Below are 17718 nucleotides of genomic sequence, written 5' to 3'. Positions count from 1 at the left end.
CATAAACGTCCATACTTTATGAGAACGAAACCGCATCCCCAAACACTATCCGAAATACTGCTGCGGATGAAGGAAACGGAGGACAAAGGGATCACTTTTATTACTGCCAGCAATAAAGAAGACTTTTTGTCCTACCACCAGCTGTATACTATTGCTGTGAGATGGCTGGGATTGCTGCAGGACAAAGGACTGAAGCCCGGCGATGAACTGGTATTACAGGTAGAAGATTACAGAACATTCATACAGATTTTCTGGGCTTGTATACTGGGTGGTATCATACCCGTGCCGGTGGCTGTTACCTACCAGGGTGAAAACGCACAGAAGCTGCTGAAAATACGCGCTTTCCTTCAAAACCCTACTTTGTGCGTCAGCGGTGCCCATCATGAGAAAATCACCAATGCAGCCTTCGCTGATAACACAGACGCGCCGCGGTTTGAAAATGTATTGTTTATTGAAGAACTGGAAGGCTTCTCCGGCACAGGTACTATTTATCCCGCTACCCCTGAAACGCTTGCCTTCCTGCAGTTCTCTTCGGGTTCTACGGGTAATCCCAAAGGTGTGGTGCTTACACATCGCAACCTGATCACCAATATTTATGCAGCTACCTCGGCACACCAGTGCACGGAAAAAGATAGTTATCTGAGCTGGATGCCGCTAACCCACGATATGGGACTGATCGGCTTCCATCTCTTTCCTGCTGGCGCCGGTGTTAATCAATACCTGATACCAACCGATCTCTTTATCAGAAACCCCCTGTTATGGATGCAGAAGGTATCCGAACACCGGGCTACTGTTATCTGTTCTCCCAATTTCGGGTATAAATATTATCTCAACCAGTTTACGCCGGAAAAAGGGGCCGGATTGGATCTCTCCAGTGTCAGGATTATCCTGAACGGCGCAGAACCTGTTTCTGCCAATCTTTGCCGGGAGTTTACGCATACCATGGGCCGGTTCGGATTACATCCGCAGGCTATGTGTGCGGGATACGGACTGGCGGAAGCTACGCTGGAAGTGACGTTTTACGGTATTCACCGGCCATTCAACAGTATCACGGTGCCTCGTGATGCACTTTCTATCGGGCAACCGGTAACGGGTATACGATCAGAAGAGAATATCAGGGAAAGTGTAGAGATAGTGGACCTGGGCTATGTAATTGATGGGGTGACGGTAGACATCCGCAACGAGCAGGAAAAATCATTGCCGGATGGCCATATGGGTATTATATGGATTAAGGGAGATGCAGTTACCAGTCGTTATTATAACAATGAAGTGGCCACCCAGGCTGTCATCAGAAAAGACGGATGGCTGAATACCGGCGATACGGGCTTTATGAAGGACGGAAACCTGTTTGTGGTGGGCCGTGTGAAAGACATCATTTTTATCAACGGAGGGAATGTTTATCCGCATGATATTGAACATACGCTGGAGCAACTGGATGGCCTGGAAACGGGAAAGGTAGTGGCCTGCGGCGTTCCGGACGAAGATACCGGATCGGAATCCATTGTTGTATTTGTACTATTTAAATCTACTGTGAAGAAATTTTTACCGGTTATTAAAGCGGTAAAAAGATGTATCGGTAAACTGGGACTGGAAGTGAAACACGTGCTGCCGGTGAGAAAAGTCCCCAAAACGACCAGTGGTAAAGTCAAACGTTACCTGTTTGCGGAAGACTACCGTAAAGGAGTATACGATAACATCATCCGGGAAATAGCGCAGGAGAGCGATGATGCTCCGGCGCCGGTGGTGGTAGCGCCTGCTGCGGCACCAGCGCCTCCCGCCGCCAATCCTCAACAGGCGGCTATGCTGCGTCAATGGCTGACACAGTGGTTGCAAAACAGATTAAAACTAACCCCCTCAGATATACAGGCTGACAGGTCTTTCGCAGAATTTGGCGTCACTTCTATGCAGGCAGTGCTGCTGGCTGCAGACCTGGAAGCCTTGTTACAGGTACCGGTGGATAAGACCGTTATCTATAATTATTCCAATATCGCAGCGCTGTCGAATCACCTGTCCGCCGGCACAACGGCTGGCAAGCAGACTGGTAATGCCACACATCGCACGGCAGACAACAGAATCGCTGTTGTTGGTATCGGATGCCGTTTCCCTGGCGGCGTACAGTCGCCGGAAACATTCTGGCAATTGCTGAAGGATCAGCGTAGTGGCATCACCGTTACCCCGCAGGAACGCTGGAACGCGGATGCCTATTTCAGTGCCGATGAAGACGAGATAGGGAAGATGTACACCCGCAAAGGCGGATTCATAGATCAGGTGGACCAGTTTGATCCCCTGTTTTTTGGTATATCCCCGCGGGAAGCTATCGGTATGGACCCGCAGCAACGGCTGCTGCTGGAAGTATGCTGGGAAGCGCTGGAGCATGCCGGTATTAAACCTTCTGAGCTGAAAGGAAGCGACAGCGGTATTTTCATCGGAATGGGCACAGACGACTATCAGCAGCTGGTACATCAGCAAACACCACCCGCTCAGTTTGAAGACGCTTTCAGTTCACTCGGACTGGAAAGGAGTATCGCGGCCGGCCGCCTGGCTTATGTGCTGGATTTCCACGGTCCGGTGGTACAATCGGATACGGCCTGTTCTTCTTCTTTATTGAGCATACATCAGGCTTGTCAGCACCTGCTCCTGGGAGAATGCTCCCTGGCGCTGGCTGGTGGCGTAAACCTGATGCTGACGCCGGATACCACTATCCGCTTATGCCGCATGAAAGCATTATCGCCGGACGGCCGGTGCAAGACCTTCGACGATAACGCCGACGGCTATGTGAGAGGGGAGGGCGCCGGTATAGTGGTGTTGAAGCGCCTGGACAAAGCCCTGGCAGATGGAGATGATATCCTTGCGGTGATCAGCGGGTCGGCGGTGAATCATGATGGCGCCAGCAACGGATTAACGGCACCCAACGGTATCGCTCAACAGCTGCTGATAGAAAAGGCGCTGGAGGCGGCGGGTGTTAGTCCGGATATGGTGCAGTACGTGGAAGCGCACGGTACCGGTACCAAACTGGGCGATCCGGTGGAAGTGCAGGCGCTGAATGCCGTCTACGGCCGTTCCCGCCCGGCGGATCAGCCATTACTGGTAGGGGCTGTAAAAACAAATATCGGTCACCTGGAAGCTGCTGCCGGCATTGCCGGATTTATTAAAACCGTGCTAAGTCTGCAACATCAGCAGCTGCCTGCTGTGCTGAATTATCATACTCCCAACCGCTTTATCCCCTGGAAGGATATTGCGGTGAAAGTAGTGGATAAGCCCACTGCCTGGCAGGCAGGAAGCACCGGCAGAAGGGCTGCGGTGAGCTCTTTCGGGCTGAGTGGCACCAATGTGCATGTCATCCTGGAAGAAGCGCCTTCAAGCGGACAGGAGCAGCCGGAGCAGGACAAAAAACAAACCTGGCCTGCGTATCCGCTGTTGTTGTCGGCTAAATCACCGGCGGCGTTGCAGGAAATGGTGGCTAAATACGATCGTTATTTAGCCTCTTCTGAGGCGGCGGTGGAAGATATTGCCTACAGTTCGGCCTTCACCCGGGATGCTTTCCCATACCGCGCGGCGCTCGCCATCACCGATAAAGAACAGGCGCGGCGGCAGTTACAGTCCTTCCTCACGTATCCGGATGCCAGCGAAGTGGTGACGGGCAACACCTATCAGCCACAGGGACGGCTGGTGTGGCTCTTCACCGGTGGCGGTTCCCAATACTGGGGCATGGGCCGTCATCTGTATGAAAACAATTCCCTCTTCAAAAATATCATCGATCACTGTGACGCCTATCTGAAAAAAGCCTGGGGTATGTCTTTAACAGACCTGCTGTATCAAAAGGATAAGGAAGAAGCGAACAGGATCTTGTTGGAGATGACCTATTTCCAGCCGGCTATCTTCGCCGTTTCCTGTGCGCTGGCCGAAGTATGGAAATCCTGGGGTATCCAACCCGATATCGTAGCAGGCCACAGCGTAGGTGAATATGCGGCCGCCTATGTGGCGGGGGTATTCAGCCTGGACGACGGTCTGAAACTGGTGACGGAAAGATCCCGCCTGATGCAGTCTATCAGGGAACCGGGCGCTATGGCGACCATCTTCGCGGCAGAAGCACTGGTGACCGAGGCTATTGAACCTTATAAAAATGATTTGTCTATAGCGGCAGTAAATGGCCCTGCGCTGACGGTTATCTCCGGCAAGAAAAAAGCAGTGGGCGCTGCCCTGCAATCGCTGCAGGAAACTGGCGTAAACGGAAGGGAACTGCTGATTGCACACGCTTCCCATTCTCCGCTGATGGAGCCTATGCTGGAAGATTTCAGGGTGGTAGCGGAAAGTATACAGTACCATCAACCCACGCTGCAACTGATATCCAACGTTACGGGCAAAGTAGCCACCCATGAGGTGACCGACCCCGCTTACTGGTGCAAACACATCGTATTGCCGGTACAGTTCTCTAAAAGTATTCAGACCATCAGCACACTGGGTGGACAGGTATTGATGGAGTTAGGCCCGCAACCCAATCTGCTGTCGATGGTACAGCTCTCTGCTACCTATGAAGAAGATTGCCTGTTGCCAGCGCTGCATATGGACAGGTCTTCCTGGGCTACTACCATGCACTGCCTGCTGTCACTGTATACCAAAGGATTCCCCATCAACTGGCCGGCCTTTTACCATCCTGCAACTTACCATAAGGTAGCCCTGCCTACCTATGCGTTTCATCGTCAGTCCTATTGGATTGAGCAGCACAACACACAACCATCTACTCACTTCCCTCATCCTTCTAATGCTCCGGTTATGCCTGAAACACAACAAGCGCCTACAGATCAGCGGGCCGCGATACTGACCGATGTAACCGCTATCTTCGGTAACCTGCTTAAAATACCTCCCGCAGAAATTAATGTACATGCCCGCTTCCTTGAGCTGGGCGCCGATTCGCTGATACTCGCCAGTGCGGTAAGAAGAATAGAGAAAAAATACGGGGTTAATTTTTCTATACGGCAGCTGTTTGAAACATTGACTTCGCTGGATCTGATAGCAGGGTTTATCGCAGCCAATGCCACCATTCAGCAACCTGTCGCCGGCAGTACGCCGGTGGCGGCGCCTGTACCGGTGGCAGCACCTGTTGCAGCAGCATTGGTGCCGGTACCGGTACAGACGGTAAACATACCCGTTGCTGCCAACGCCCAACCGGTAGATGCCTCCCTTACACAACGGCTGTTTGGTATCGTAGAACAACAACTGCAATTATTATCTCAGCAGTTGGGCGGCACCGTCGCTTTACCGGCTGCTCCCGCCGCTGTACAAACCTATTCATCCCCTGCACCGGTAGCACTCCCGCAACAAGCTCCCGTGCAGGCTTCTATCAGTGTGGCGCCCAAAAAACACGTTTCTATTTTCCCCGAAAGAGAAAAGAAACCCGGGCAAACAGGCTACAGTGCCACACAGCAGGCCTACCTGGACGCATTTATCAAACGATATAATCAGAAAACAAAAACATCCAAATCGATCACGCAGGAGTACAGGCCTGTATTGGCCGACAACCGTGCCTCTGCAGGGTTCCGCTTCTCTACCAAGGAGATGGTATATCCTATCCTGGCGGCGTCTTCAGCAGGTGCTACGATCACCGATGTTGACGGTAATAAATACATAGACCTGGCCATGGGCTTTGGTGTGGACTTGCTGGGGCATTGTCCGCCGGCTATCATGGCTGCGTTGCAGGAGCAGATACAGCACGGGTTCCAGCTGGGACCACAAACACCGCTGGCCGGAAAAGTAGCCGAACTGGTGACCAGGTTCACCGGTATGGAAAGAGCCAGTTTTCATAACTCCGGTACAGAAGCGGTGATGACAGCCATCAGGCTGGCACGTACGGTGACCGGCAGGAAGAAGATCGCTGTATTCGCAGGCTCCTATCATGGTCATTTCGATGGTACCCTCGCAGCGCCGGAAGACCTGGAAACAACCCATGCCGGCGTACCGATGGCACTGGGTATCATGTACAACATGGTGGCCGATGTACTGGTATTTGACTACCATCATCCGGATGTAGTGGAACACATCAGGGCGCATGCACACGAACTGGCAGCGGTACTGGTGGAACCGGTACAGAGCCGCAAACCCGGCTATCAACCAAAAGCGTTGTTGCAGGCCTTGCGCCAAATGACCATCGATGAAAATGTAGCCCTCATCTTTGATGAAATGATCACCGGCTTTAGGATTCATCCGGGTGGCGCACAGGCGCATTTCGGCGTACGTGCGGACCTGGCTACCTATGGTAAAATCATCGGCGGTGGCTTGCCTATCGGTGTGATTGCCGGCAGCAGCAAATATATGGACGCGCTGGACGGCGGCTACTGGCAGTATGGCGATGAATCCTATCCCGCAACAGATACAACCTTCTTTGCCGGTACTTTCTGTAAGCATCCGCTGAGCATGGCTTCGGCATTGGCGCTGTTGCAAGAGCTGGACCGGCGCGGACCTGCCCTGCAGGAGCAGCTGAACGTACGCACTACACGGCTGGTACAGGACATCGCTGCCTTCTTTGAAGAAAACAAGGTGCCGATGCAGGTACATAGTTTCGGGTCACTGTTTTATTTTGCTATCAACACCAATATGGACCTCTTCTTCTATCATCTGATGGAGAAAGGAGTGTACATCTGGGAAGGACGCACCTGCTTCCTGTCCGATGCCCATACTGAAGAAGATATTGATTTTATTGGCAGCGCTATCAGGGAGAGTATCCGTGATCTGCAACAGGCTGGTTTTTTGCCCAAGCCTGAGCCGGCAACAGTGTTGCCCGTATCGGCGCGTGTATCCGCCGATATGCTGAACAACAGCCAGCCTCCGCTGGAAGCACAGCAACGGCCTGACCGCATACCTGTTTCGTTTAGCCAGGAACGTTTGTGGTTTGTACACCTGTTGGAAGGTAGTGTACAGTACCATGTTCCCATGCTGCTGAAGATAAAGGGAACGCTGAACACCAGTGCGTTGCAGTATGCTTTGCAGGATATCGTGAACCGGCATGAAATACTGCGTACCGTCATAGATCCGGATGGAGATATCGTGGCGCAACGCATCCTCGATAAAAACGGCTGGAAACTTACCCTGGCGGATGCGCCTTTTGATCCGGCAGATAACAGGGCGTTGACTGCCTATATCACCAACCTCGTAGATCAGCCCTTTGACCTGCAACGGGATCATATGTTACGGGGAGAATTGCTGTACCTGGCGCCGGATGACTATCTGCTGATACTGACAGCCCATCATATTTCCTTTGATGGTTTATCAGCCGATATCGTGTTGGCGGAATTACTGGAATTATACGAAGCCTATACAACCGGAAGAAAACAACAGTTGCCCCCGCTGCCATTGCAGTATGCGGATTATGCCATCTGGCTTCGCACACCGCAAATAAGTCAGCTGCTGGAAGAAAAACTGGAATACTGGAAGGAGAAACTGGCGGATGTGGCGCCTGTGAATTTGCCGCTGGATTATGTACGCCCGGCGGTACAGTCCACCAGGGGAGATATTGTAACGTTGGCGCTTGACAGCGAGTTGACAGACCGTGTGCTGCAACTCGGCCAGCAACAGGGCGTTACCTTATACATGACGCTGCTGGCTACTTTCAAGGTGTTGTTATACCGTTATACCGGCCAGGAAGATCTTTGCGTTGGCAGTCCGGTAGCGGGCAGATTACAGGAAGAAGTAGAAGGACTGATGGGCTTCTTCGTAAACACGCTCGTATTGCGCAGTGACCTGAGCAATAATCCTTCCTTCACCGATGTATTGCAACAGGTGAAACAAACATTGTTATCCGCCTACGAATACCAGGAAGTACCCTTTGAAAAAATTGTAGGCGCAGTAGTGAAGAACCGGGAACTGGATAGAAACCTGTTGCAGCAGGTGATCTTCGGTCTGGAGAAAACACCGGATTTTTCCACGATCAGCCTGGGCGGCGCACAGCTGGCACAGATGCCGCTGGGACGTACCACTACCATGGCAGACATCAACTTCTATGTGCTGGAAAACCCCGATGGCTCGCTGATTGCCAATATTGAATATTGCACCGACCTGTTTAAGAAAGAAACCATCTCCCGTATGCTGTTCCATTATCAGCAACTGTTGCGGGCGGTAACGACCAGGCCGAAAGAAAGGATCGGCGCCTTACCGATGCTCAGCATCGATGAACAGCTCTTACTGACAAACGGATTTAATCATCACCGGGCAGATTATCCGAAAGATAAAACCGCGATTGCGCTCTTTGAAGAGCAGGCGGCGCGTACGCCTGCGGCTACCGCTTTATTGTTCCAGGATGAGCAGCTGACTTATCGTGAACTGGATGAACGTGCCAACCAGCTCGCGCATCATTTGCTGAAAAGAGGCGTGAAAGCAGGCGCACTGGTGCCCATCTGTTTTGAACGCTCCATTGATATGATCGTGGCTATTCTGGCTATCATGAAAACAGGAGCCGCCTATGTGCCTGTAGATCCTGATTATCCGATAGACCGTATCAGTTATATGCTGGAAGATACGCGTGCAGTCGTGCTGGTTACTACCCGCGCTTGTGTGGCTAATCTGCCGGTGAAGGAATTCCTGGGAACGATTGTACTGGAAGATGAACAGGATAAAATAGACCGGCAGCCGGTAACTGCCCCTGCTACGGTGTTGCGGCCATCAGACCTGGCTTATATCATCTATACCTCCGGTTCTACCGGCAAGCCCAAAGGCGTGATGATTGAACACCGGGGACTGGTAAACCTGGCGCTGAGCCAGCAACAGCCACTGGGACTGAAAGAAGGTGTTCGCTCGTTACAGTTTGCATCCCTGGGTTTTGATGCCTCCTGCTATGAAATATTTAATACGTTTTTAAGTGGCGGCGTGCTGGTACTGGCTACCAAAGAGGAGCTGGGCTCCGCGGAAAATTTTGGCGCACTGGTACAGAAACACCAGGTAGAGGTAGTGACGCTGCCGCCATCTTACCAGCATACTATCAAAGATGTACTGGGACCGGTAAAAACGATTGTATCCGCCGGCGAAGCCTTGATGCTGGAGGATGCAAAGGAAATCATGGCTAAAGGCATAAAACTGATTAACGCCTACGGACCTACGGAGAACACTGTTTGTACCAGTCTGACAGACCAGCCTATCCGTGAAAACGATGTGGTGGTGATTGGTACGCCGGTAGCCAATGTGCAGGTGTACCTGCTCGATATCAATGATGGTTTGGCGCCTTTGGGCGTAACCGGTGAGATATGTGTAGGCGGCGCTAACCTGGCCCGTGGATACCTCCACCGGGATGAGCTGACGGCAGAAAAATTTATTCCGGACCCATTCAGTAAAGTCCCCGGCGCCCGTTTGTACAGAACCGGCGACCTGGGCCGATGGCTGCCCGATGGCAATATAGAATACCTGGGCCGTAAAGATGACCAGGTGAAGATCCGAGGCTACCGTATAGAACTGGGAGAAATAGAATCCGTATTGCTGAAATGCCCGCTGGTGAGCCAGGCAGTGGTGCTGGCGAAAGCCGATGAACAGGGCAACAAACGTCTCATTGGCTACATTGTACCGGAGGGAAGTTTTGATAAGGAAGGCATAGTCGCCTACCTGAAAGAATGGCTGCCGGATTACATGATCCCCGCTATCCTGATCCCGCTGGAATCTTTCACTATTACCATCAACGGAAAAATAGACAGAAAGGCCTTACCTGACCCGGATACTGCGGGATCACGCGCAGGTATATACGAAGCTGCCCGCGATGAGCGGGAAGCCAACCTGATCGGGATCTGGCAGGAACTGCTGGGCGTAGAAAAGGTAGGTATCCATGATAACTTTTTTGAACTGGGAGGAGACTCTATTATCGTTATTCAGCTGGTGAGCCGGGCAAGACGGCTGGGATACCAGTTACAGGTAGGAGATTTGTTTACCCATCAAACCATTGCTAAGCTGACGCTATTGATAGATGCACAGCAACATGAACAGGAAGAAACGGCTACGGTAGTGCAGGGAGGGAGTGTGGGACTGTTCCCCATCCAGCAATGGTATTTTGCAAAGAACAATACCACCGCCCCTTATAACCAGAGCGTAGTATTGTATATCGATAAAAGCGTAGAACCTTCACAGTTAGCATCAGCAATTAGCAGCCTGACGGCTTACCACGACGCGTTACGGTTTACCTATCATCAGCAAAATGGTGTATGGGAACAACAATACGGGCATAAAGAAGGTATACTGGAAATACTGGACCAACAGGGAATACAGCCGGAAGAATTACCGGAAAGTATCCGTTCTTTCGGGGAACAGCTGCAGGCTAAACCGGATATACTGGAGGGTATATTGCTGCGTGCCGGATTATTGCTGACACCCGCTGCTGAATCGCATAACCGCCTGTTGCTGGTGATCCATCACCTCGCGGTAGACGGTGTTTCCTGGCGTATTTTGCTGGACGATTTGCAGCTGTTGTTACAGGATGGCTCCGACACAGACCTCGGGAAAAAGACCAGTTCCTATCGCCAGGCCTATGAGGCGCTGGTGCAATACAGCAGTCAGCACCGCCTGTTACAGCAACAAAACTACTGGCAGCAGATCGCGGAAGGCTATACGCCGCTGCGTACCGAAACGCCACACAGCGGTAATATTACCATGGCAGATACCGGCCTGCATGTGGCACGCTTTAATGCCAAACAAACACAACGGCTGCTGAAAGAGGCGTCCCGCGCTTATCACACAGATATCAACGATTTGTTATTAGCTGCGCTGGCACAAACATTGACCGCCTGGAACAAAACAACATCCATATCCGTTGGCCTGGAAGGCCACGGCCGCGAAGACGCGCTGCTGGGCATCGATACCAGTCGCACGGTAGGTTGGTTTACAAACCTGTATCCTGTTCTGCTGAAAGTACCGGCAGGTGATCATCCGGGTACGTTACTCAGGGAAATAAAGGAACAGCTGCGCAAAGTAAAAGATAAGGGTATTGGCTACGGCGTACTGAAATATATCAGCCGGGCGGAAATCCTGCAAGGCAAAGAACCCTGGGATATTACCTTTAACTACCTGGGGCAGGCAGATAACATCACTAACGAGAAAGGATATCTGCAAATGTCTGCTGAGGAAGCCGGCAGCATGACGGGCAGTGCTTTCCCGGTACAGGAAAGAATATTCATCAACAGTATTGTGCAGGGTGGAGAGCTGGTGATGGAATGGGGCTATAGCCTGCCGCATTTCTCCGCCGCCGCTATCGCCAGCCTGGCAAGTGATTATTTCCACTACCTGGAAGCGCTGATCACCCATTGTATCTCGCAAACCGAGACCATCGCCACGCCATCCGATTTCGGACTGGGAGCGGAAATCAGCAATGAGGCGCTGGACAAATTCCTGGACACGCCTTACAAAGGTCTGCCCCGCAGACAGCAGGTAGCCGGACTTTACCGGCTCAGCGGATTGCAGGAAGGGATGTTGTTCCACAGCCTGTATGATAAAACAACCGGCGGATACATTGATCAGTTCACCTGCAATGTAGGGGAAATGGAGATCAGTTTGTTCAGAGAAAGCTGGGCGCATTTATTTCGCCAGCACAGCATTCTGCGCAGTGGATTCTATTATAATGATTTTATCATCCCGGTACAATGTGTGTACCAGGAAGTACCCTTACCTTTTAACGTGTATGATTACCGGCACCTGAGCGGTGAAGAGCAGGAACAGGCAGTAGCTGCCTATGAAGCGGCAGAAAGAAATGAAGGGTTTGATTTTGAAGCCGCCCCGCTGCTGCGTATAGGACTGATACGCCTGGCCGAAGGAAAGTACAAGCTGGTATGCACGTTCCACCATATCCTGCTGGATGGCTGGTCCCTGGCTGTATTGGTGGAGGAGCTGCTGCAAACTTATGAATTGCTGGCAGCAGGCAAACAGGCGCCGTCGGCGGAAGATCAGTACGGAGATTATATCCGTTACATGGAGCAGCGCGATAAAGAAGTGTCACTGGGTTACTGGCGCAATTACCTGGATACCCTGGAAACAGGTTCCCTGCTGCCTTTCATTGATACCAGCGCTGACCGTAACAAAGGAATAGGTACTTATAAAAAAGAAATACTACACCTGGAAGGCCCTGTAGCGGATGCGATGATACGCTACTCCCTTGACCATCGCATTACTGTCAATACCCTGGTACAGGGCGTGTGGGCTTACCTGTTACATCATTATACCAATCGTCCCGAAGTCACCTATGGCGTGATTGTATCCAGCAGGCCGGAAGATCTGCCCGGCGTGGAAAAAAGAGTGGGGTTATATATCAACACGCTTCCCTTGCATGTGAAAGTGGAAGTCACCGCTACGGTGACCGACTGGCTACAGCAGTTACAAAACAGCCAGCATCAGAGCAGGGAACATCAATATATGGCTATTAACCAAATCCAACAGGCAGTAGGGTTTGTAGGGGATATGTTCGATAGTATCCTGGTGTTTGAAAACTACCCGATCAGTGATGAGGTATTCGCCGGTCATTGGCGGCTGCGCATCTCTAACTTCAATACCAGCGAACAAACCAACTATCCGCTGGTGGTGATGGTGACGCCGGGTAAAAAGGCGCATATTGAATTTGCCTATAATGCCGCGCTGTTGGATACGGTGTTCGTAAAAGGAATAGCGGCCCATTTTGAATATGTTTTACAACAGATAACCGGCAGCGATATTAATCAGGTGCAGCAGTTGTCATTGCTGAAAGCCGATGCCGCCTTGCAGTTACAGGCATCGCTGACAAATACAGGCATCGTTTATCCGCAGGATAAAACCTTTGTTCACCTGTTTGCTGAACAGGTGTTACAAACGCCGGAAGCGGTAGCGCTGGTATTTGAAGATACCCGCCTTACCTATCGTGAACTGGATGAACGGGCCAATCAGCTGGCGCATTACCTGCAACAGCAGGGGATACGACAAGGCGCGCTGGTACCGTTATACACAGAAAGATCTGCCGGTATGATCACCGGTATACTCGGCATTATCAAGGCGGGCGCGGCGTATGTGCCTATTGATCCGGATTTCCCGGCAGACCGCGTCCGGTTTATCCTGGAAGATACCGGCGCACAATTATTGGTCAGTGATGAATCCTGCAAGGCGAAACTGTCTGCTGAAAAAATCCGCGTGGTATCGCTGGATGGTGAAGCCGCGGAGATTAGCCAGGGGGCAGTGACGGCGCCTGCTGCAAGTCCTGCGCCAACAGATGGTGTTTACGTGATTTATACTTCCGGTAGTACCGGTACTCCCAAAGGCGTTACGGTCACCCACCGTAACCTGCTGGATTATATCTTCGGTCTGAAAGCTGCCTTGCCGCTGCAAAACAGCCATTCCTTCGGACTATTGTCCAGCATTGCTACTGACTTGGGTAATACGGTACTGTTCCCATCGCTGTTGAGCGGAGGTAGCTTACATATCTTCTCCAAAAAACTGATCAGTGATGGTGAACTCCTGGGAGATTATTTCTCTGCCCATCGCATTGATTGTATCAAGATAGTAGCTTCTCACTGGAAAGCCTTGTCAGCTTCAGGAAGATTGCTATTGCCGGAGAAGCTGTTGATATTTGGCGGGGAAGCCCTGGAAACGGCAGTAGTCAATAATATCCGGACATATGGCTGGGAAGGTACTATTGTGAATCACTATGGCCCAACGGAAACGACTATCGGAAAACTGCTGCATGTGGTACACGATACGACATCTTACGGTCATTATGTTCCCATCGGTAAACCGTTTTCAAATACTGCGCTCTACATCGTGGACGCAGCAGGGAAGATAGTGCCGGCGGGTGTTCCCGGAGAGTTGTTGATCGGGGGGGATGGTGTAGCGAAAGGATATCTGCATAATGAGACATTAACCGCCAGTCGTTTTATTAATAATCCGTTTACTAAGGATGGCGGAAAACTATACCGTACCGGAGACCTGGTAAAACTGCTGGCAGATGGTAATATACTATTCGCCGGCCGTACCGATGACCAGGTGAAAATCCGCGGTTACCGTGTGGAACTGGGCGAGGTGGAAAAGGCATTGCTGCAAAATAGTGGTATCACCCAGGCGGTAGTGGTGGCTCGCGGAGAAGATAGCGCCAGTAAGCGTCTTATCGGGTATGTTATTGTTGACGATACTTACCATCAGGATAGCGTGAATACCTGGCTGGAACAGCATTTACCGGATTATATGGTGCCTTCTGCACTGGTGGTACTGGAACGTTTCCCCTTACTGGCCAACGGTAAGGTAGATAAAAAATCACTGCCGGACCCTGACCAGGCTGCTACCGCAACGGTATATACGGCACCCGTCAGCGAAACGGAACAAACACTGGCTACTATCTGGGCATCTTTGCTGGAAGTAGACCAGGTAAGCAGGGAAGACGACTTTTTCGCACTCGGCGGACATTCCCTGCTTGCGATCCGGCTGGTATCTGCCATTCGTAAATCGCTGGGAGTGGAAGTGGTGATCGGTGATATATTCGATTATCCTACCATTGCCACGCTGGCGGTCCGCTTGGGACAACATTCCGAAGCCGCGGCCATCCCGCCGATTGTCCGTTATACAAGACCGGAACGTGTCCCGCTTTCGTATAGCCAGGAACGTTTGTGGTTCATTGACAGGCTGGAAGGCAGCGTACAATACCATACCCTCGCGGTACTGACGTTAAAGGGAAACCTGCAAATAGCCAGTCTTGAACAGGCTTTACAGACAATTGTTAACCGCCACGAAGTTTTACGGACGATCATAGCAGAAGAAGCGGGCATTCCGTATCAGCAGGTACTGGACAAAGACCAGTGGCAGCTCACCGTGGTGGATGAAAAAATATACCGGAAAGATAAACATGCCCTGCAACATTATGTGCAGTCCTTGCTGGTACAACCTTTCCAGCTGGATGCAGATCATATGCTGCGGGCGCATCTGATCGTCACCGGTAAATCCACACATCTGCTGGTATTCACCCTTCACCATATCGCCTCCGATGGGTGGTCTTCCAATATTATTGTAAAAGAACTGGCGGAACTGTATGCCGCTTCCGTGGAGAACAGGGAGGCGGGCTTGGCGCCATTAACTATACAATACGCCGATTATGCCATCTGGCAACGGAACTATTTGTCCGGTACGCTGCTGGACAAAAAGGTAAATTACTGGAAAGAGAAACTACAGGGCGTGGTGACGCTGCAGTTGCCTACCGATTTTCAACGACCGGCCATTCAAAGCACACGCGGTGCAATCAGCCATTTCCGGCTGGATAAGGACCTGTCCGGCCGCTTGCAGGCGCTGGCGCAGCAACAGGGCGCTACGTCGTTTATGACACTGCTGACGGCCTTTAAAGTATTGCTGTACCGGTATACCGGTCAGGATGATATCTGCGTGGGTACGCCTATCGCCGGCAGATCGCAGCATGAAACGGAAGACCTGGTAGGTTTCTTCGTGAATACGCTCGCACTTCGCAGTAACCTGCATAACAACCCGTCCTTCGTGACGTTGCTGCAACAGGTAAAACGCACCACCCTGGACGCTTACGAACACCAGGAGGTGCCCTTCGAAAGGGTAGTGGAAGCAGTGGTGAAAAAACGGGACCTCAGCCGCACACCAATTTTCCAGGTGATGTTTGAATTACAACATGTACCGGACAATGCCGCACTGCAATTACAGGAGCTGGAACTCACGCTGGAAAAAACAGATCCGGCTACCACACAGTTCGACTTTACCTTCTCCCTGGAAGAAAGCAGCAACGGCCTCTCCGGATCTGTCATGTATTGTGCCGATCTGTTTACGGAAGATTCCATTCAACGCCTGATTACGCATTACGAACAACTGTTGCAGGCTATTGTAAACGCTCCTGCTGCCAGAATCGGTACATTACCTATACTCACACCGGAAGAAACGCAACAGCTGCTGGTTGGCTTTCACGATAACCAGGTGGCCTATCCGGAGGATCAGACATTGCCTGCGCTGTTTAGTCTTCAGGCGGCGCAAACGCCCGACGCTATCGCACTGGTATACGAAGGTGCACAGCTGACCTATCGTCAACTGGACGAACGTTCCAATCAGCTGGCCAACTACCTGCAAAGTCTGGGCGTGCAGGAAGATACCCTGATACCGGTATGCATGGAGCGCAGTCCTGAAATGATAGTGGCGATACTGGGTATCTGGAAGGCTGGTGGCGCCTATATTCCGGTGGACCCCGACTATCCGGCGGAAAGAATCGGTTACTTACTGGATGATAGCAACGCTACCATCCTGGTATGTACGCAGGAGCTAAAGCCGCGTATTCCTGCCCGCAAAGGCTTAACGATTATTACAACAGATAAAGGCAACAAGGCATTGCTGAAAGCCCCGGTAACAGCGCCGGTGGCGGGGCCGCAACCACATCAGTTGTCCTATGTGATTTATACTTCCGGCTCCACCGGTCAGCCTAAAGGCGTGATGGTAGAACACCGGGGCATGCTCAATCACCTGTATGCCAAAATAAATGATTTGCAGATCAATGATAAAACCAGGTTAGCCTTTACTGCTTCCTACACTTTTGACATTTCAGTGTGGCAGATGTTTGCGGCGCTGGTGTGTGGAGGTACTACGCTGATCTATACCAATGAACTGATTTTCCAGCCTTCGGCATTTTTGCAGTCCATCAATAAAGACAGCGTGACGATCCTGGAAATCGTTCCTTCCTATCTGGCGGTGGTGCTACAGGAAGACGGAGAAATACATCTCCCTTCGTTGCAATACCTGCTGGTAACGGGAGAGGCGGTAAGCCAGTCCTTGCTGAAACAATGGTTTAGCCATCCGCAGCTGGGACGCATCCCTGTAGTGAATGCTTATGGTCCTACGGAAGCCTCTGATGATATCTGTCATCATATCATGCGGGAAGCGCCGGTGAGCGCCAACGTACCGCTGGGCAAACCGGTGCAGAACCTGCATATCTACATCGTGGATAACGCATTGCAGCTATGCCCTGTGGGTGTGACCGGAGAGATCTGCGTATCCGGTGTAGGGGTATCCCGTGGGTACCTGAACCGGGAAGCACTGACAGCGGAGAAGTTCATAAGGGACCCTTTCACCACCGAGCAGGTAAGGATGTACCGCACCGGCGATTTGGGCAGATGGCTGCCGGATGGCACCGTAGAGTACCTGGGTCGTATAGACGAGCAGGTGAAGATCAACGGTTTCCGTATAGAGCTCGGTGAAATTGAAAGTGTGCTGCAACAGGCTCCTGCCGTGCATCAGGCGGTAGTCCTTGCCAAGACAGACGACGATGGCATCAAAAGGCTGGTGGCCTATATCGTACCGCGTGACACCTTTAACCGGGATGAAATCTATACCTGGCTGAGAGAGCGGTTGCCGGAATTTATGATTCCTGCCATGCTGATTGCACTCGATCAGCTCCCGCTGACAGATAATGGTAAAATAGACCGGAAAGCGTTACCGGAACCCGATGCCAGCGCTTTGTCCTCTACGGCCTATGTAGCGCCGGACAGCCCTGTGGAACAACAGCTGGCTGCCATCTGTGAAAATTTAATGAACATCAAACGGATAGGAATACACGATAACCTGTTTGAGCTAGGCATGCATTCCCTCCTGGTGATGCGCCTGGCAGCGGCAGTTCAGAAAGAATTCGGTTTACTGGTGTCCGTAAGAACGTTCTTCCAGCTGGCGACTATCGCCACCCTGGCTAAATATATCGTTGTTAACCAGCATGAGACTGAACCGGCGCTTGGCAAGAAAACCATCCTGTTGTAA

Annotated in this window: 1 protein-coding gene; it reads left to right on the top strand. The window is 51.6% G+C overall.

The annotated features are described in order from the left end of the window. Positions 1 to 18 precede the first annotated feature (18 nt). Positions 19 to 17718 (top strand): non-ribosomal peptide synthetase/type I polyketide synthase, encoded by a 17700-nt coding sequence (locus ICL07_RS02115; protein ID WP_188086297.1) that lies wholly within the window; start codon positions 19 to 21, stop codon positions 17716 to 17718.

Origin of the sequence: Chitinophaga qingshengii, from assembly GCF_014529935.1 — a bacterium.
Classification (GTDB): domain Bacteria; phylum Bacteroidota; class Bacteroidia; order Chitinophagales; family Chitinophagaceae; genus Chitinophaga; species Chitinophaga qingshengii.
This window is presented reverse-complemented; position numbering and strand designations above follow the sequence as displayed.

Bases quoted from the DNA above. Each gene is read 5' to 3' on its own strand.
- ICL07_RS02115 (WP_188086297.1), top strand. From the start codon at position 19: ATGAGAACGAAACCGCATCCCCAAACACTATCCGAAATACTGCTGCGG.